General features: G+C 67.2%; 19 protein-coding genes and 1 pseudogene. 15 read left to right on the top strand and 5 right to left on the bottom strand.

The annotated features are described in order from the left end of the window. The first annotated feature begins 136 nt into the window (after positions 1–136). The 5 genes from HDR73_RS12180 to HDR73_RS12160 are packed head-to-tail and all read left to right on the top strand — an operon-like array spanning position 137 to position 2854. Complete coding sequence (locus tag HDR73_RS12180) at positions 137–790, top strand: hypothetical protein (RefSeq protein WP_012300341.1); 654 nt, start codon at positions 137–139, stop codon at positions 788–790. Between the two features lie 60 nt (positions 791–850). Further along, the gene (locus HDR73_RS12175; protein ID WP_148267582.1) at positions 851–1225 is read left to right on the top strand and encodes a hypothetical protein; all 375 of its coding nucleotides are present in this window, start codon (positions 851–853) and stop codon (positions 1223–1225) included. After that, a complete protein-coding gene (locus HDR73_RS12170; RefSeq protein ID WP_012300339.1) occupies positions 1222–1995 on the top strand; it encodes an HNH endonuclease family protein in 774 nt (257 codons plus the stop codon). Before HDR73_RS12175 ends, HDR73_RS12170 begins: the two co-directional genes overlap by 4 nt. 14 nt (positions 1996–2009) lie before the next feature. Beyond that, positions 2010–2354 carry a hypothetical protein gene (locus HDR73_RS12165; protein ID WP_012300338.1) on the top strand — a complete coding sequence of 115 codons (345 nt, stop codon included), beginning with the start codon at positions 2010–2012 and terminating at the stop codon, positions 2352–2354. Between the two features lie 5 nt (positions 2355–2359). Continuing rightward, positions 2360–2854 carry a hypothetical protein gene (locus HDR73_RS12160; protein WP_012300337.1) on the top strand — a complete coding sequence of 165 codons (495 nt, stop codon included), beginning with the start codon at positions 2360–2362 and terminating at the stop codon, positions 2852–2854. Positions 2855–2884: 30 nt separating this feature from the next. Here HDR73_RS12160 and HDR73_RS12155 read toward each other — a convergent pair whose 3' ends face one another. Then, positions 2885–3472 (bottom strand): PIN domain-containing protein, encoded by a 588-nt coding sequence (locus HDR73_RS12155; protein ID WP_012300336.1) that lies wholly within the window; start codon positions 3470–3472, stop codon positions 2885–2887. A 195-nt stretch (positions 3473–3667) separates the two neighbouring features. Here HDR73_RS12155 and HDR73_RS12150 point away from each other — a divergent pair, with 195 nt between their 5' ends. Continuing rightward, entirely contained in the window at positions 3668–3847 is a 180-nt protein-coding gene (locus HDR73_RS12150; RefSeq protein ID WP_012300335.1) for a hypothetical protein, read from the top strand. On the opposite strand, the gene HDR73_RS12145 is transcribed toward HDR73_RS12150, so the two are convergent. Then, positions 3844–4176: a hypothetical protein gene (locus HDR73_RS12145; RefSeq protein WP_041465142.1), complete on the bottom strand. Its 333-nt coding sequence runs from the start codon at positions 4174–4176 to the stop codon at positions 3844–3846. The two genes, HDR73_RS12150 and HDR73_RS12145, sit on opposite strands and share 4 nt — an antisense overlap. Positions 4177–4574: 398 nt before the next feature. Between HDR73_RS12145 and HDR73_RS12140 the strand changes: the two genes are divergently transcribed. From HDR73_RS12140 to HDR73_RS12110, 8 genes and pseudogenes are all read left to right on the top strand, one after another. Further along, positions 4575–5048, top strand: a complete 474-nt coding sequence (locus HDR73_RS12140; protein ID WP_133064228.1) for a hypothetical protein — start codon at positions 4575–4577, stop codon at positions 5046–5048. Positions 5049–5356: 308 nt separating this feature from the next. Next, positions 5357–5533 carry an FDLD family class I lanthipeptide gene (locus HDR73_RS12135; protein ID WP_012300331.1) on the top strand — a complete coding sequence of 59 codons (177 nt, stop codon included), beginning with the start codon at positions 5357–5359 and terminating at the stop codon, positions 5531–5533. A gap of 62 nt (positions 5534–5595) precedes the next feature. Beyond that, entirely contained in the window at positions 5596–6894 is a 1299-nt protein-coding gene (locus tag HDR73_RS12130) for a lanthionine synthetase C family protein (protein WP_012300330.1), read from the top strand. Further along, a pseudogene (locus HDR73_RS12125) lies at positions 6887–9397 on the top strand (lantibiotic dehydratase); the annotation flags it as partial. The gene HDR73_RS12130 and the pseudogene HDR73_RS12125, both read left to right, overlap by 8 nt. After that, positions 9298–10029 (top strand): thiopeptide-type bacteriocin biosynthesis protein, encoded by a 732-nt coding sequence (locus tag HDR73_RS16575; protein ID WP_353734315.1) that lies wholly within the window; start codon positions 9298–9300, stop codon positions 10027–10029. The pseudogene HDR73_RS12125 and the gene HDR73_RS16575, both read left to right, overlap by 100 nt. A gap of 55 nt (positions 10030–10084) precedes the next feature. Beyond that, entirely contained in the window at positions 10085–11800 is a 1716-nt protein-coding gene (locus tag HDR73_RS12120; RefSeq protein ID WP_012300329.1) for an ABC transporter ATP-binding protein, read from the top strand. A 70-nt stretch (positions 11801–11870) separates the two neighbouring features. Continuing rightward, positions 11871–12014, top strand: a complete 144-nt coding sequence (locus tag HDR73_RS12115; protein WP_158309460.1) for a hypothetical protein — start codon at positions 11871–11873, stop codon at positions 12012–12014. 126 nt (positions 12015–12140) lie between these two features. Then, positions 12141–13361 (top strand): MFS transporter, encoded by a 1221-nt coding sequence (locus HDR73_RS12110; protein ID WP_012300327.1) that lies wholly within the window; start codon positions 12141–12143, stop codon positions 13359–13361. Positions 13362–13422: 61 nt separating this feature from the next. Here HDR73_RS12110 and HDR73_RS12105 read toward each other — a convergent pair whose 3' ends face one another. Further along, positions 13423–13770, bottom strand: a complete 348-nt coding sequence (locus HDR73_RS12105) for a histone-like nucleoid-structuring protein Lsr2 (RefSeq protein ID WP_012300326.1) — start codon at positions 13768–13770, stop codon at positions 13423–13425. A 113-nt stretch (positions 13771–13883) separates the two neighbouring features. Here HDR73_RS12105 and HDR73_RS12100 point away from each other — a divergent pair, with 113 nt between their 5' ends. Beyond that, a complete protein-coding gene (locus HDR73_RS12100; protein WP_223842813.1) occupies positions 13884–14321 on the top strand; it encodes a helix-turn-helix domain-containing protein in 438 nt (145 codons plus the stop codon). Between the two features lie 72 nt (positions 14322–14393). Here the strand turns inward: HDR73_RS12100 and HDR73_RS12095 are convergent, their stop codons facing one another. Both HDR73_RS12095 and HDR73_RS12090 read right to left on the bottom strand, forming a co-directional pair. Beyond that, positions 14394–15437 (bottom strand): DNA-processing protein DprA, encoded by a 1044-nt coding sequence (locus HDR73_RS12095; RefSeq protein WP_049792022.1) that lies wholly within the window; start codon positions 15435–15437, stop codon positions 14394–14396. A gap of 1116 nt (positions 15438–16553) precedes the next feature. Beyond that, a partial coding sequence (locus HDR73_RS12090; RefSeq protein WP_287136452.1) for a hypothetical protein occupies positions 16554–17209 on the bottom strand: 656 nt, incomplete at its 5' end.

The raw sequence follows: 17209 nt of genomic DNA, 5'->3' as shown, positions 1-17209 counted from the left end.
GGGCGTTAGCGTGAGTCACGAAGACCTCCGGTGATGACGTGTGCTTGGTAACTCACATCGTCCCGGAGGTCTTCGCTATCCGCTCACGCGTTCACAACCTCCCGAGGAACTACAGCTAGGCGATGCGACCTGGGGCATGGTGGCGTTCGCCGTCATCGTGGCCGCCTTGGCGGTCGCAGGCGCCGTGTGGAACGCGCGCCGCGTGGGACCCAATCGCCTGCAGCGTGCCGAGTACCTCATCAACCTGCTCGGCCTCGCCGGGGTTCTCGAGGCATGCACGCTGGGCCTGCTGGTTCCCCAGGCCGGGGAGCCTGCCCTCGCCGTCATCGTCCCCGCCTGGCTGATCGCGTTCCTCGTGTGGAAGGCGGTGCAGGTGCGCGAGCGCCGCGAGTACGAGAGGGCGAACTCCTACCTGGGCGTGCCGAAGCCACCGGAGCCCATGAGCTTCGAGGGTGTCGTCTTCCGTGCCGTCGGCATGGGCATGGTCCTGGCCTTCTTCATCATGCCGATCGCGCTCGCCTACCTGGTCCTCATCTCCCCGGCCGGCATCACCTCCGAGGCGGTTCAGGCGGCCATGTGGTGGTCGGTCGTGCCTGGCCTGGCTCTCGGCGCCCTGCTCGCCATCGCCCGCAAGTTCACCAGGGTCGCCAAGCACCGCGAGTACCTGCGCCTCATCAACGGTCTCCAGTCGAACCTCGAACTCGCCGTCCGCGACGCCGAGCAGCGCGGATACCAGGACGGGCTCGCCGCCGCCCGCGGCAGCGACCCGAACCCCGACGCCCGGAGCTGAGCGATCTGCCGAGGACTTTAGGGGGTTGACACTTGCCACGGTCGCCGGGTAGGTTCGTATATGTCAGATCTACTCACCCCGAGGAGACACGTGGACACTCAACTGCTCATGATCCAGGTCGCTGGCTTCGTCATCGATGGCGTCGAGACGGTGGACGACCAGTCCGTCATCGACCGGCATGGCTGGACGTCTCCCGAAGTCGCTGTCCGCCAGTGGCGCCGCCGGGGGGGGGTCTACAGCACCGGTCGCTACCGGTCGTTCGAGAACGGGCGCCAGTGCGTCACGGACGTCTCCGGTGACCGGCACTACGCCGAGCTCGGGATCAGCACGATCTTCGACCGTGTCTACTTCGTGCGCGTCCCGATCGTCCCGCGGTCTGCCGAGCCCGACCGGGCCGACCTTGATCGCCCCCACCGAATCGAGGAGAAGCGATGAGAAACCGAACCCGACGTGCCTACTTGGTCACCGCGGCGCTGCTCGGCCTCGCTGGCCTCGCGGGGGGCTGGTACGGCGTCCACAAGACGTTCCCGCACGCACCAGCCGACGCCCCGGCGTCAGCCACCTCCCGGACGCAGGCGACCGCCTCGAGTGGGCCCGTGGCCGACGCCCTCACGGCGGCCGGGCTCCTGCACGACGGCGCCGTCGACCCGGCCGCGGCGCGAGCCCTCGTCGACGGGATCCCCGCAGACACGCACGCAGCCACAGCGCCCTACGACAGGGCCGCGTACGGCCCCTCCTGGGCCGACACCGACCACAACGGCTGCGACCAGCGCAACGACGTCCTCGCCCGCGACTTGACCGCGACCACCTACACCGCGGACAACCCCGGCTGCGCCATCGCCACCGGCCACCTCGATGACGCCTACACCGGCCGCAGCATCGACTTCGTCCGCGGGCCGCGCACGAGCGCCGCCGTGCAGATCGACCACCTCGTGCCCCTCGGCTGGGCCTGGCAGCACGGCGCCGCCGCCTGGACCCAAGACCACCGGGAACAGCTCGCCACCGACCTCAACAACCTCCAGGCTGTCGACGGCCCCACCAACGGCTCCAAGTCCGACCAGGGCCCCGCAACCTGGCTCCCACCGGCCGCCGGCTACGACTGCCTCTACGTCACCCGCTTCGCCTACGTGCTCCACACCTACGCGCTCATGATCGACGACGCCGACCGCACCGCGATCGACCACACCCTCGACACCTGCCACTGACCACGAGGATCCCCATGCCCTACGCCAATCCCATCGCCAGCGTTCTCGTCATCGCCGGCTCCGTCCTCTTCCTGGTGAGCGTCGTGCTACTCATGCGCACCGACCTTGCCCGCGCTCGCAGTACCGCCGAGATCAAGCGCATCATCAGGATGCTCGGCGTGGTGCTGCTCGGCCTCGGGTTCAACCTCACGGCCCGCGTCATCAACAGCGACGGTTGGGTGGGCCTCGCCATCAACGCCGTGTTCGGGGGAGCCGCCGTCGTTGCGGTCGCCTGGGGTGGCCGCCGTGCCATTCGCGCCGCGCAGCTGCGGGAAGCCAACGACCGCGACGGGACCCCCGCCGCACGACCCGAGAGGTAGACCCCATGACTGCGAACCGGCCAGGCCTGTTCACCGAAGAGGAGTGGCGCCGCTTCTGCGAGGCCGCACGCCAGAGCGCCGCCGAGGCCGGCGGGATCTTCATCCTCAATGAGATGCTGCTGCTGGTGAGCGAGCGCTCCTGGATGGCGCACGTTCGCGCACAGATGATCGCGGCTGGAGTGGACGACCTGGCGGCGTGCATCGATCCCCTGGCCTTCCCTGGTATCGAGCAATCGGCTGCCTGGAAGGGCGCGAAGTCCAACCGCCGAAGCCTCACCGCCGCTCAGAGCGTCGATGAGCTGACGACGTGCAACCGCCGGATCGTGACCGCAGGCGTGCCCGTCCCCGACGTTGTGGTCGACCAGCTGCGGACGAGGCCGAGCCGGCTCGCCCCCGAGGTCGAAGCGGCTGCTCGACAGTCCCGGCGCGTGCCGCCCCTCAAGCGCCGCTTCCCGATCCACCGGGCGCCCGGCGACGTCGGGTTCGGCGACGCGGACTGACTGGCGTTCGCGGCGTCCGGCGGTGAGGAGTCAGGAGTAGTTCGCGGTGTCGCGGCTCCGCATGTAGAACGGTTTGTCCAGCGACACGCTCTTCGGCTGCGGGGACATCTTCAGCTCCGACTGGCCCTTCCACGTCGCCAGCTCGAGCGCCGTGTTGCCCGTGCTCTGGACGAGCTCGAGCGCAGGGAGGATGTCGGTGTCGCGCGTCGAGACGATCAGGGTGTCCGCGGCCGACTCGATCGACGCCTGCACGACCTGGATCGCCAGAAGCACGTCGATGCCCTTCTCCTGCGACGGCTCGTCGGGCCAGTCACGGGGGTACTTGAGCGCCCGCAGGCTCATCACAACCCGGGGGTCTCGGGTCCAGTTCGATGCCTGACGCTGCACTCGAGCGTGCTGGCCCGGCTCGCGCTTGCGGGAGGGCAGTCCGCGGTAGACGTGGATCTTCGTGAGCTCCAGCTCGGGGAAGTTCCGAGCGGCGCGCGCGGCGAGGACCTGGTCGCCGAACTTGCCCGGGTGGATGAGCGAGTCGTAGACCGCCGAGCCGTAGCTGGTGAAGGTCTCCCACGCGGAGAAGTGCAGGTTCTGGTAGTCGATGAACAGATGCGCCGTTGCCATGGGTCCCCCGGATACGAAAAAGCCCCACCAGGCCCGGAGGACGGTGGGGAGCAATGCGTCAAAGCTATGACAGGCCCTCGTCGCTGTCAACCTGAGGTGTACAGCGAACCGAGGATTATGACCTCGATCATGTCCGAGCCTTCCGCTCTTCTTCTTCGGGCGTCCTCGCCCCCTTCGCGGGCCGCTCTGCACGGGGTGAGGTTTGGGCCGGCGGATACTGGGTACACGAGCTACGAGCTCGCGGATCGTCTCCGTACGGAGAGCAGCGCCACGGTCGTCACGCCCGAAGCTCTGTCCCCGTGGGTGGCCGTCGAGCAGCTGCAGCAGCGCATCCCGGACGGGCACGTCGTCCTCTACGTCCGACCCCTCGCCTAAGCGCCAGCTACTGGCCCGCCGTGGACCTCGGTCGTCGCGTAGCGCGCCGCGAACGCGACCAGTCGGTCGGAGCGCTGCATCATCCATGCCACGGCCGCGTTTAGGGACGCTTCGCGATGGATCCAGATCCGCTGTCCCCGATCGTTGCGGGCATCGCCGTAGATCTCGTACGTGAAGGGGTCACCGAGCTCCATACGCATCCGCATGACGTAGCCGAGCACGGGGTGCCCCTCGACCTGGACGCGCCAGTAGCCAGCCTCCGGGTGCGCCCATGGGTGAGTCTCGACGTCGCGCACCAGGCGCGTGACGTCGCCCTTCACCTTGTTCACCGGGTGGCCTCCTTCGTCGATCGAGTCGATGTAGGAGCATCCGGCCACACTCGTCGGAGAGCGTATGGGCCACCAACGACAAGCGAGCACGCTCCCGAGTTCTAGCGCTTTGTCTAGGGGCCAATGCGGCGGGACTCGTCGACGGGCACGGACCATGCTGGCAAGCCGGCCTGTCGAGGCCCGGACCCCGCGACGACCATCGATAGGTGGGCAGCCCTTGCCGAGACCGCCTTCGTGCTGCGCACGCCGACCGATGACGAGCGTGTGGTTTCGGAGGCCCGCGCGATGCCGGGCGTGACGCGCCACCTCCCGCATGCCGCCCCTATCATCTCGTCAGCTCCACCGCCAGCGTTCCGCGACATTCCTTCGGTCGCGCGCTCACCTGATACCATTCCCCAATGGGGGAAATTCAAGGAAGAGCTAGTCCATCGATCACAGGGGAACGCCGCGGTCTTGGCCTGATAGCAGGTCAAGCACTGGCGGATGGCATCGCGACGGGGGGCGTCGTCCTCTTCGCATTGATCGTGACGGATATCGGAACCCCCGCCACCGCGCTCCTCGGGCTCGGAATCCTCGCGCTGTCGTCCCTTGCGCGAATTGCCCTGCGTGTGGGCGTGAAGAGGACCCTCGTGCGTGCGACCAGTCAGGACGCGATGCCGGGACGGCAGTGGATCTACCTGCTTTACGCGCTCGAACTGGCGGCATTCGGCGCGGGGGTCGTCCTTGCGCATTCCCCGATGGGCGTTGCGGCCGCCGTTCTGACCGCAGTCGCCGCGACGGCGATCGCCTCGTCCGTTCTCGTCCGCATGGCGACTCAGGCTGGGAGCGGATCGGCGTTCATCGACACGGTGGGGATGCGCGCGTACCGGTAGTCCGGCAGGGCCTCCGCACCGGTGAATGGCCGCGGTGGCGACCTTCCCGCTCGGACCGCTGGAAGACTCGAGATGCACGCGCGCTCGTACAGCTACCAACGCGCTAAGAATCCGCTCGTTTCTCTCGCCAGCAGCTTCGGCGAGCTTTCGCGACCCCGCCCCTGAGATTCATAATCCCGCCCCAAAATAGGGGGCAATCATCATTGCGGCATTGCCCCTCGGCACGATTCCCTGCAACAGTCGAGACTGAGTCCAGAATTAACATTCGCAACGGGCTCGCTCCGATGGAACTAACGAGAGGCAAGAGTATGTCTGACATCTCATCCGAATTCGATCTCGACCCCAAGGTCGGCGCGTCCAGCGGGAATGCATCCCCGCAGACGACGCCCGTCTTCGGGCTCACATTCAAGCTGACCGTCAAGGTGTGCAGGACGATCATCACCACCACCGCCTGCGGCTCCACGCAGACGTCGGGTCGCTGCTGACACGAAGCCCGTGGGGTGTTCCGGCGCACATGACCGGAACACCCCTCTCCGCTTCGAAACCCATGAACACGGACACGACGCACGCGATGCAGATCCTCGCGACACGCCTCGCGGACGATGCAGTGATCCGCGCAGCCGTCTCGGACGCGGACGCTCTCGACGCAGGCATGTCATGGGACGGACGCAACCTCGGCGACGGCCATGCCGGCGTGTCCATGGCACTGTTCGAGGCCACCCTGTCGACCGGCATCGACTTCGATCGTGAGGCCATGGCGCATCTCCGCTCGGCGGTGCAGCTGAGCAACACCGCCCCCTTCACCTCCCTGGGGCTCTTCGACGGAGCTGCCGGCCTGGCGGCTGCCATGGCGGAACGCTCCATCGTCGACGAACGGCTCCTTCCCTCCGCCAGACGATTCCATCAGGTCGTCGTCACGCAGCTGGGAGCCGGCACGCCTCCTCCTGGAAGTGGCTTCGCCGACGGGAGCCCGCACGACGTCATCTCCGGGACAGCCGGACAGCTCCTCTACCTCTCCGCCATCCCCCGAGCCGTGTGCGGTCCCGACGACAGGGCTGTCGCGTCCGGGCTCATGGACGTCCTCGCCGACCTGCTGCAGGCGGGCACTTCGGTGACAGAGGCCTTCACGGTCGACAGGCGCTACTTCATGCCGGGGAGCACGTACGAAGCGCTCTCGACCGGCGACTTCGTCGATCTCGGCACCGCACACGGCGTAGCGGGCATCGCACTGGCCCTGGCGTCGGCCGCGAAGCGCTTCGGGGCACAGCCAGTCGTCATCGATCAGCTCCGCCGGATGAGGGACTGGTTGCTCGACACGGCCGTCCCCGACCCGAGCGGATGCCTGCAGTGGCCACGTGGACTGGAGGTGCACGGCTCCGTGACGATGCCCTCGACGGGGTCGGTGTGCGCTTGGTGCTTCGGGAGCAGCGGACCAGCCGTCGCCCTCCTCCGCATCGCCGAGCTCCTCGACGACGAGAGCTCGGCGTCCGCCATGCAAGCCTCCATCGAGTCGAACGTCGAGGCGTTCATCAGCACGCCGACGACCGACTCATCCCTGTGTCACGGCGCAGCCGGCATGTTGGTCCTGCATTCCTTGACGTCCGGCGGCACGACGGTGCCGTCGACACGCTGGGCCGCCAACGACGCGCTGCTCGTGAGTCGGATCCTGCAGAGCATCGATGCCGATGCGCCCTTCGGCATCGTGAGCGCGGGCCTCGACGGACGGCCCCTTCACGACCCCACCTTCCTGATGGGCGCTGCCGGCACCCTGGCCACGATCGCAGGACGAACCCGCGACGCCCACCCGATCTGGCACCGCTACTTCACCGGAGCACCCAATGAATGAGCCCACTACGCGCTACCGGTACGAGCCCGCCGGCTTCTCCATGACGCGCACGACCCTGAGCCCCCTCAAGCCCCTCATCGACGCCTACGCATCCGTCATCGACGCAGAGGCGCTGCGATCCCTCATCGATCCTCACCTCGAGGTGGCCATCGACTACGCCTCGCCTGGGCTGTCGTCGTGGTACAGGAGCGCGAGCCCAAAGCAACTGGACATCGCCGAATCCGGCAAGGCACGCAGCCTGTTGCGCTACATCATCCGATCGCGCTCGAGGCCCACCCCGTTCGGCCTATTCGCCGCGACCTCCGCCGGCCCCCTCGCCGACCCCGAACACGCCGTCGATTCCGACACCGTCGACCCCGCCGCGGTCATCGTGCACTCTCGACCGGACATGGCCCTCATCGACAGCCTCCACAGGAAGGAGGTCCTGGCCCTTCCACCGGATGCGCTGGTGAGGAGCAATGCGCTCCGACGAGTGGCCCACGGGCGCGTGACGCTGCCCGCCCCCTTCGCGATGGGAGCGACCGATGCAGGCGTCGACCTATCGATCAAAGCCGCCCCCGCGGCGCTCCTCGCGCTCGAGCGAGCGGCAGACGGCATCACCCTGGACGGCTTGCGCACCGAACTGCGTGATCACTACGAAGGACGCGCGTCGACCGCCGTCCTCGACGCCCTGCTGACCAACCTCGTGAAGCTCGGCTTCATGATCCCAAACGACACGCCGAGCCTCGTGTACGCCGGGTACCGGCCGGATCGCTTCCTCCGAGGCCTCCCGGATCGCACCTCCGACATGCTGCGGCAGCTCGTCTGGACAGCCCGCGCCGAGTCGGTGGACGAGATCGGCCAGCACCTGGAACGAGCGACGCTCCTATTCCCCTCCGAGTCGAACCGAGCGCCCATCGACCTGCACCTGACCACGCCGACGCACCACCTGCCACTGTCCCGGGGCACGGCCGACCGCATTGCCGATGCGGCCACGTTCATGCAAGCCGTCGCCCCGGCATCTGGCGAAGGCGACATCGCGAACGAGTACCCCCTGCGGGCGTATCACGCGCAGTTCCTCGATCGCTACGGGTTCGGCGGCGCGGTTCGCATCGCTGACCTGGTCGACGGGCACGTGGGCTTGGGCTCGGTGGACGAGTACATCGCCTCGCCCCTCGAGGTCCCCTCCCAGCCGGGGCGACTGACGGCATACGAATCCGTCTTGTCGGATGTCCTGATGCGCGGGCTGCAGGAGGGCGCCCTGATCGTCGAGATCACCGAGGCACTCGAGGAGCGCATGCGCGTCGCCGTCGGCTCGCAGGGAGCCGCACGGACTCCGGTGCATGCGATCGACGTCTTCGCGCAGGTGGGCCGACACCACGAGGGCGACGGGGAGGACCTGATCGTCCTGAACAGCGCATCGGTCGCCGAAGGAGGGAGCACTTTCGGCAGATTCGCGCATGTCCTCACGCACGAGGTCAGAGACTCCCTCCGCGCCCTCGCGATGACGCCCTCTCCCGAGGCGGCCGTCCCGACGCAAATGGTCGACTTTCCCCAGGCGGCGCGCGGCGCGAACGTGTCCGTGACGCCCAGCCTCACCGACACGAGGATCGTCGTCAACGGCGGACAGACGGACGCTGAGGGCCTCTCCCTCGACATCAGCGACGTGCACGTGACCTCCGACTACGACAGGCTCCTCCTCTGGTCGCGGACGCTCGGAAGGGAGATCACCATCCGGCGATCGCATGTCCTCAACCCGGAGCTGTCGAACCCCGTCGCGCGGCTGCTCACCGTGCTCTCCGACCACTCCCGACGCCCCCTCGGCGGATTCTCCTGGGGAACGTTCGAGGGGAGCCTGCGGCTCCCCCGCGTCGTCCGGCGGGGCGTGGTGCTGCGGGCAGGCGAGTGGACGCTACCCAAGGCCGACATCGACACCACCGACGCGAAGGTCGCTCGGGAGCTCGTCGATGCCTGGCGTCAGACCTGGCAGGTGCCGGACCTCGTCTACGAAGTTGAAGAGGACAACCGCCTCCTGCTCAACCTGGACAACGACTTCGCCGTGATCCACATCCTGGGCGAGCTGAGGACCCGCAAGCACCTGCGGTTCCAGGAGGTCCTGCCGAGTCCGGACCAGTTGCGGAGCGCCAACACAGTCGGGGAGGGCCTGGTCACCGAGGTCGTGGTGCCCATCGCGCTCGCCGAGGTCCCGGGCGGCGGCGATCGCGGAGCCCACGCGAGCTTGGATCACCACGCGTCGCCATCCTGGTCGGCCGTGCATGAGCCGCACTTCATCGACGATCCCCTGCAGGTCGACGACGAGTGGCTCTCGCTGCAGGTGTACGAGCCGGCCGCGCAGCACAGGCGGACGCTGCTCGAGCTCGACGAGGTGCTCGGCCAACTGCTTCGCGGGTCCCCGCAATCGCGGTGGTACTTCGTGCAGTACCAGGATCCGCGGCCCCACCTCCGGATCCGGGTGCATGTCGGCGAAGACCGGGCCGCGCTCACGCAGGCTCTCCGGGCCTGGTGGGAACCCCGGCGACCGAGGGGCTCTTCCGAGACGTGCTCGAGGTGCCATACCGCCCGGAGAGGGGTCGGTACGGCGGTGCGGCGATGTTCACGTGCTTCGAGACGTTCTTCGCGAAGGAAGCCTCGGCGTACCTGGCAGCGCTCCGGACGATCACGGAGCTCGACGATATGGCGGTCGCGGTCGCAATGCTCGATGCCTACGCACGCACGGTGTTCGACACCCTGGAGGAGCGGCTCGCGTTCGTCAGGAACGGCGACGTCGGCGCGGAAAGGAATCCCAAGTCCACCAGATACCTACGCGAGAACCGGGCCGTGCTGCACGCGCTCGTCTCCAGCTCGTCGGGAGCCGATCACGATCCGCCCGCCATCGGTGAGGGACTCCGTGACCTGGCCGCGTCGGGCGAGCGGGCGTTCGGTGCGTTGCTGCGCTCCGTCCGGGATCTGGGCTGGGACGACCTGGCCGACGCGCATCGCGAAGGCATCCTCCGCAGCGTCTGGCACATGACCTGCAATCGCGTCCTCGACCACAGCTCGATGACGGACGGGGAGGTCTTCGATGTGTGGCGAGGAGCCCTGCAGAGCCAGCGCGGCCGCTTGACTCACTTGGCGGAAGCGAGCTCCCATGCTTAGCGCCATCTGGAGGGTATGGCGCACCTCTCCCCGGCGTTATGCCCTGGCGGCGCTCATGACGTGGATCGCCGCCGTAGTGCCGGGCCTGCAAATCGCCCTCACGGCAGAGGTCGTGGATGCGGTCGCGGACGGCGCCGCGGCGGGTGCGGGCATCGAGTACGTCACCGTCGCCCTGCCCCTCTTCGGGCTGTTCGCGGCCCAGGTGGCGCAACGCCTGCTCTCATCGGCCGCGCAGTACCTGATGTCGCACGCGGGACTGCTGGCGGATCAGGCCTTCTCGAAGCAATCACTCGCGACAGGGCTCGGGCTCTCGCAATCGCACTACGAGGACCCGGCCGAGTACAACCGCATCCGACGCGCGCTCTCCGAAATTCAGGGTAACCGCGTCTCCTCCCTGCCGGAAACGACCATCGACACGCTCGCTGCGTTCGTTTCGATCGTGTCGATCTCGGTGTCCTTGTTCTCGTGGCACCCACTCGCCTCGATCCTCGTGCTCCTGTCCCCGCTCCCCGGCGTGGGGGTTGCCGCCCTCTTCGGGCGCCACCGCTGGTCTTTGGACGTCAACCAGACGGAATCACGACGCATGATCAACTACCTCCAGGCGTTGTCGATGAGCGACCAGTCGCACAAGGAGCTCGCCCATTACCGACTAGGTGGGCACATACGAGCCCGCTTTTCGAACATGCTCCAGACTCTGCTCCGGCAAGACGTCCGACAGCTCCGTCAGAGCCAGACGGGAGTCACCGGCGCGGATCTCTTCGGCATGGGCTTCACCATCCTCGCCCTTGTGTTGGTCGTCAACAGCGTCATCGGCGGTGCCGGGAGCGTGACCGTCGGCAACCTGGCGGGCTTCATCCAGGGCATGAACTCGTTGTACGGGGTCACGATCGGAGCCCTGGGAGGAATTGCCGGCATATATCAGGCATCGCTGTACGCGCGGAACCTCTTCGACTTCGTGGACACGCCGATCGAGAAACCCTTGGATGGCGGCGAACCCTTCCCAGAGGTCTTGGCCGAGGGCATCACGTTCCGTGATGTCCACTTCTCCTATCCCGCCACCGAGACTCCCATCTTCACGTCCCTCGATCTAACGCTCCCCGCCAACAAGACGATCGCCATAGTCGGCCCGAACGGAGGCGGGAAGACCACCCTGGTCAAGCTCCTGCTCGGCATCTACGCGGTGGACCGCGGTCAAATCGAATTCGACGGGCTGCCCTCGTCCGCGTACGATCGCGATTCTTTGCGCAACGGGATCGGCGTGCTGTTCCAGGACTACGTCCGCTTCGAGCTGAGCGCCTACGACAACATCGCATTCGGCAACATCGAGGACATCGGCGATGAGGGTGCCGTGTCCCGGAGCGCCGAGAAGGTCCGGATGTCGGATCGTCTCAACCGGTTGAAGAACGGCCTGCACACGCCGCTCGGCAGACGCTTCGAGGGAGCCGAACAGCTGTCCATCGGGGAATGGCAGCGCGTGGCGGCGGCGCGCGCCCTGGTCTCCGAGCCGGGTATCGTCGTGCTCGACGAGCCGACCGCGTCGATGGACGCCGAGAGCGAGCATGCTCTCCTCCATGCCTTGGGCAACGGTTCGGGGAGGCGCACGACCATCATCGTCGCGCACAGCTTGTCCGCCATCCTGGCGTCCGACATCGTGCTGTTCGTCGGGGGAGCCGGGCAGGAGATCCATCTCGGCCCGCATGCTGAGCTGCTCGACGACGCCCACTACGCCGAGTTCTTCGAACGGCTTGTCATGAACGCGCGCGGTGAGTGACTGGCTCGTCGAGTGAGTGATCGGCAGTCGCGTCGTGCGAAGGCGCCACCTCGCGTGTGCCCTTCCGTGGTTGTCCATCGCCCTGGTGGCCGTCATCGCCACAGGCTGCATCAGCTCCTCCGGAATCACCATCGGCCTCGGCGCGCTGCACTTCTTAATCGCCTTCGGAAGCCATGAGGCGTGCAGCCGTCAGTCGAGCGGCACCGCCCGCTGACACCAACGTCACGATGGCGGGTACCGCTGGGGGCCCGTCGTCGGTCGCTGACACTCACGACGCCGACGGGCAAGCGATTCGTGAACAGACGCCACCGCTGCGTCGCGGCGGTACAGTGCCCAGAACATGACGACCAACCCGACCGCCTCTCAGCCCGCCGAGGCGAGCTTCCCCCGGCAGTTGCTGTCGAGCGTGACGCTCGCCAGCGGCGCCGGGCAGGTTGTGGACTTCGCCCTGCCCCTGTTCGCCGGCGCCGTCCTCGGCCTCACGGCCGCGCAGACCGGCGCCCTCCTCGCAGCGGGGCTCGCGACGTCGTTCCTGCTCCGCCCGCTCGGCGGCGTGGCCGCGGACCGGTACGACCGGACCACGATCGCAGCGGCCTCCGCCCTCGTGCTCGGCGCTGGCTACGCGCTCGTCGCCAGCGCCGGCACCTTCCACGTCGTCCTCGCAGGCGTGCTCGTCTCTCGGGCCGGCGGTGCGTTCCTGTGGGTCGCGCTGCGCGCGACCGCCGGCGCACGGCACCAGGTGGATCCGGGTGCCTTCGCCCGGCTCATGTCGGCCGAGGAGCTCGGGTCGTGGGTCGTCCTCGCGCCGGCGATCGCGCTCCTTGCTGTCGCCGGCTACCCGCTCACCTTCGCCGCGGCCGCGGGGTGCGCGCTCCTCGCCGGCGGGCTCCTCGCCTCGAGCCGTGGCCGGGCGTCGGCGCGGGGGAGTGGCGACGTCGACGCCCCTCGAGCGGTGCCGGCGGCCGGCGACGGCCGTGTGGTCGTGCGCGAGCTCGCGACCCGGCTGCGCCCGCTCCTGATCGTGGTGATGGTCATCGGGACCGCGGAGGGCGCTGTCGGGCTGCTCCTGGTGCTGCACCTGCAGCGCGAGCTCGGGCTCGGGCCGCTCGCGATCGCGTGGGTGTCGCTCCCGGGCGGGATCGCTCTCGCGGTCGCCCCGCCACACATGCATCGGCTCACGGTCCGGTTCGGACGCACGCCCGTTCTCGTTGCCGCGGCCATCGCCGGCGCCGCGTTCGCGGGTGGGCTGGCGCTCGCCCGGGATCCCGTGACAATCGCCGTCCTCTGGGTGCTCTCGGCGCTGGCGCTGGCCGCGATCCTGCCGATCGAGCAGGCCGCCCTCACCGAGGCCGCCGGCACTGCCCGCATCGGGCGCGCTCTGGGCCTCTACGAGGCCACCACGCTCCTCGCGGCCGCCCTCGGCAGCCTCGCCGCGGGGATCCTCTACGACGCCGTCCCGTGGCCGGCCGCGTGTGTGACGTTTGCGGCCGTAATCCTCGCCGGCGGGCTCCTGCTCCCACGGACCATCTGCCGGCTCACGGCGGCGTCTGCCGCCGACTGAGCCAGCGGCGACGAGAGGGCCGACCCATGGCGGGTCGGCCCTCTCGTGCGTGCGGCTCGCGCTAGTTGTTCGCGCGGTACTCCTCGAGCAGATCCGCGGAGATCCGTCCGCGCTCGGAGACCTTGTGGCCGTGCTCACGGAGCCACTCCCGCGCGGCGCTGAGGTCCCCCTTCGGGCCTGAGCTCGACGAGCGGCGCGTGCCGGGCTTCCCGGTCGTCGCGCGGCCGACGCGGCGACCCTTGTCGATGTAGTCCTTAAGCACTGTCCGCAGCGTGTCCGCGTTGTCGTCGCTGAGGTCGATCTCGTAGTTCACGCCATCGAGCGCGAACGGGACGGTCTCGCCCGTGCCGTCCACGATCTCCGTGCCGTCGATGTCGTCAACGAGAGTGGTGACTACTTTGCGGGCCATCTACTTGCCTTTCCATACGGATTTCGCGTGCTAGGACGCCAGTTCTCCTACCATAACCGTACGGGGTGCGAACCGCCAGATTTCCACACGCATATCGGCGATATCATGCGTTCGTGACCGATCCGGCTGTGTGGGATGCCATGCCCGTCACCCTGCGATCGGGTGACCTTCAGACGTTGCTGCGTATTCGTCAGACCACGTTGAGCCTCTGGTTTCGGCACGGGGTGATACCTGGCTACCTGGTCGGGCACTCGTGGTTTGCGTTCCGGGCAGAGGTCCGCGTGTGGATGGAATCGACGGCCAACGGCCCCGTCGCGCCGCGTCCGCGCGACCCGGATCCACTTGATGCATACGGCGACATCCTCTCGGTCGACGAGGTGGCGCAGCTGCTGAGGATGAGCCGACAGGCGATCACCGGTTGGATCCGAGCCGACCTGATGCCGGGTGTGCGCGACGGCCGACGGTGGACGGTGGAGAAGGGCGCTCTCCGCGAGCTACTGCGAGAGTGCAGCAACCAAGTGGCCGGTCATTCGGTTGAGCTCGACGGTTGAGGACGTCGCTGCCGCCGCAGCGGGGAGGGATAACGGCGGGTGAGTCCGCGCCGAGCCGCCGATCCTGCCTGCTTAGAAGGGCGGCAGCAGCCGTGACATGTCCTCGTGCCCTGTGACCAGGGTGGCGCCATGGTCGCGGATCATTGTCAGGCAGCCTCCCGCGGAGGGGGAGTCGACCTGCCCGGGGACGGCTCCGACGGGGCGTCCGAGCTGAAGTGCCCGCTGAGCGGTCAAGAGTGCGCCGGATCGGTGCGAGCCTTCCATCAGCACCGTCCCGCTGGACAGGGCAGCCAAGATCCGATTGCGCGACAGGAAGGACCACCGCGACGGCGCCGTGTGGGGCGGGCGTTCCGTGACGACTGCACCGGTCTCGATTACGTCCTCGAAGAGCTCCGCGTGCGCATGCGGGTAGGTGACGTCCACGCCGCTGGAGATGACCGCAAACGCGCTGCCCGTGCTGCCGACGGCAGCCCGTAGGGCAGCACCGTCAATTCCGAAGCTGCCGCTGTTCACGATGGCGATACCTTCGCGCACGAGTTCCGATACGGACTCGGACGTCACAGCCGACCCGTACACCGTGGCGGCTCGGGCGCCGATCACGGCGAGAGATCTCTCGAGGCGGATCATCCGGTCCGTGTGCCCACGCACCCACAGCGCATAGGGCATCTCAGGGCCAAGGTCGGCGAGACCGCGGGGCCACTGTGGGTCCGAGGGGATCAGCACGGTTGCACCGCACTCTGCGGCTGTGCGGAGGGAGCGAAAGACGTCGTCCACGATAAATCGCTCCCGCCAGGCACGCAGCTGGGCTGCCAGTGCGTGAAGATCCAGGACGGGACCGGGTTCCTCGCCGTCCTCCAACGCGGAACGCATGAGCCGTAGGGGCCACTGCTCGACGACGGCAGTGAGCGCGGTGGTTGCACCGAGGTGCTGGACGAGGCTTCCCGCGACGGTGTCACCAGGAGCCCCGATGTGCGTCCAGACGACACGGGCGAAACGTTCAACGACGTCGTCGAGCGGCGCCGACATGGGCGTGGTCGGCGTGACCTGCTCGATCAGGGGTGAGTAGTGGTCGGGTGAGATGCCCCAGAGGGCGGTGTGGGCGGACAGCGATGGCATGGTGGCCTCCGGAGGCTCGGTAGATCTGACATCTACGAACCTACGCATGTACGGTAAAGGTGTCAACCCCCTTAAGTGTGCCTCTCCGGCGGACAGCGACGAGCGTGCCCGCCGGCGCTGGTGCCGCGTTCGAGGCAAGCGGTTGGGGCTGAGGTAATCGAGGGGTGCTGTGGGCGCCGTTACAGAGGGCGGTATAGCCGCTTCAGTCGGTACCACTTGTCGCGCAAGCCTGGGGCAGGGGGGCGCGAAGGATCGAATCGGTTCTCCCACTGCCGATAGTCCAGCATCCGGGACAACTGGTTCTCCTCGAGGATGCCGGGATGCACAGACTCGAAAAGCTGAGCAGACGTCTCCACACGCGCAGGCGGGTCGTATAACCAGGGCACGTCCAAACTTACTAGGACGCGTGCTTCCCACATGCCGCCTCGGTAAGTCTGATTGGTGACGAAGCCGTGTGAGACCAGGGCGGAGGCATGAGAGCGCTCAAAATCCTCACCAGTAGGTATTTTGACGATGTCGCCGGAGCGAGGTGTCTCGAGCCGGCGGACAGTGCAAGGCATAACGGGTAGGCGAAAAGCTCGCGCCATCATTGTCCGATGCCGGCCGCCGTGCCCGACGTTGTAAATCACTCGCCCAAGCGCCGTGGTCTCTTCCATAGATACGCGATCGGCAGGAGGTTCCCACTCAATGACCCAGCGCGCCCAGTCACCTGACCGTGCCGCAATAAGAAGCCGGTCGAGAATTAGTGTGAACGACTCGGGGCGATTGTTAAGCCACCCCCATTCTGATGAGCGATCCACACACACGACGTTGGAGGGGTCGATCATCCCTATCTGGGCGGACGGTGCAGCTATGCCAGGACGTGAGACCCAACGCCAGGGAAGCGGACGCAGAGGGTATTCCGCGTTCAGCTCTGCCCAGCGGGCCTCCAGCCAGGCCTCGGGGCTTATAGGTGAGTCCTCTATTTCCTTTGCTACCTGCTGAGCCGCAGCAATCATTCTGCGGGCATCTGTGCTGCGCATAGTAATCTCCCGTGGGGCGGCATCTGGATACCAACCCTGCTTCGCTAGCGTTACGAGTATTGCTGGAGGAGTGAGTGCGTTGTAAGTGCGCGGGCTACATCAGCGGCGGTAGGCGACCCTGTGACGCATCTACCATGGAAGCTTCGAACTGCACATTTACCGCGTCAGTGCCGTCAAATGCGGAAGAGGTGCGAAGTAAGTAAAGCTGACGCGCAAAGTCCTGAGGCCATGATGGCCCTAATGCAGCTACGTTCTCCGGGGTGGCATAGCCGAGAGCGCTACCGCATATGGGTATAAGAGCCGTGCCGAAGTGGGGTAGGGTCCGCCATAGGCGGTGGCGACCATTCTCGGGCTGCAGATCCCAAGGGTCGAAGCGGACGGCCTCCCAGTAGTTGAACCATGATCTAACAATGTCTTGTTCGATCTGGCTCAGTTCGCCCGGATAGTCCGGTAAATCAAGATCCGCGTATAGAGGGCTATCCGCATCGAAAGTCCACGAGCGAGAAGCGAGAGCGTTGCCGACTGCAACGACAGCGTCAGCAATGGCCTGCCAGTTGTGCTCGTCGGCATCAGCGTGACGAATCTTGTTGTCGTCGATATCCGGGTTCGAGCTCGCCCAAAACTGCACAGTAGCCGCATCCGCGCGCCACCAAAATCTCGGTACAGCTACTGGAATGTGCCCCATGCCCACAGCATAGGTCGCAAGAGCACGCGAGACGAGGGTTCGTGAAGCGTGCGTCGGGCTGGGGT

It is taken from the genome of Clavibacter sp., from assembly GCF_014802555.1.
Classification (GTDB): domain Bacteria; phylum Actinomycetota; class Actinomycetes; order Actinomycetales; family Microbacteriaceae; genus Clavibacter; species Clavibacter sepedonicus.
The sequence above is the reverse complement of the archived record's forward strand: the minus strand, read 5'-3'. Positions and strand labels throughout refer to the sequence as shown.

Bases quoted from the DNA above. Each gene is read 5' to 3' on its own strand.
- HDR73_RS12165 (WP_012300338.1), top strand. From the start codon at position 2,010: ATGCCCTACGCCAATCCCATCGCCAGCGTTCTCGTCATCGCCGGCTCC.
- HDR73_RS12110 (WP_012300327.1), top strand. From the start codon at position 12,141: ATGACGACCAACCCGACCGCCTCTCAGCCCGCCGAGGCGAGCTTCCCC.
- HDR73_RS12120 (WP_012300329.1), top strand. From the start codon at position 10,085: ATGACGTGGATCGCCGCCGTAGTGCCGGGCCTGCAAATCGCCCTCACG.
- HDR73_RS12130 (WP_012300330.1), top strand. From the start codon at position 5,596: ATGAACACGGACACGACGCACGCGATGCAGATCCTCGCGACACGCCTC.
- HDR73_RS12175 (WP_148267582.1), top strand. From the start codon at position 851: ATGTCAGATCTACTCACCCCGAGGAGACACGTGGACACTCAACTGCTC.
- HDR73_RS12180 (WP_012300341.1), top strand. From the start codon at position 137: ATGGTGGCGTTCGCCGTCATCGTGGCCGCCTTGGCGGTCGCAGGCGCC.
- HDR73_RS12170 (WP_012300339.1), top strand. From the start codon at position 1,222: ATGAGAAACCGAACCCGACGTGCCTACTTGGTCACCGCGGCGCTGCTC.
- HDR73_RS12160 (WP_012300337.1), top strand. From the start codon at position 2,360: ATGACTGCGAACCGGCCAGGCCTGTTCACCGAAGAGGAGTGGCGCCGC.
- HDR73_RS12105 (WP_012300326.1), bottom strand. From the start codon at position 13,770: ATGGCCCGCAAAGTAGTCACCACTCTCGTTGACGACATCGACGGCACG.
- HDR73_RS12095 (WP_049792022.1), bottom strand. From the start codon at position 15,437: ATGCCATCGCTGTCCGCCCACACCGCCCTCTGGGGCATCTCACCCGAC.
- HDR73_RS12135 (WP_012300331.1), top strand. From the start codon at position 5,357: ATGTCTGACATCTCATCCGAATTCGATCTCGACCCCAAGGTCGGCGCG.
- HDR73_RS12155 (WP_012300336.1), bottom strand. From the start codon at position 3,472: ATGGCAACGGCGCATCTGTTCATCGACTACCAGAACCTGCACTTCTCC.
- HDR73_RS12140 (WP_133064228.1), top strand. From the start codon at position 4,575: ATGGGGGAAATTCAAGGAAGAGCTAGTCCATCGATCACAGGGGAACGC.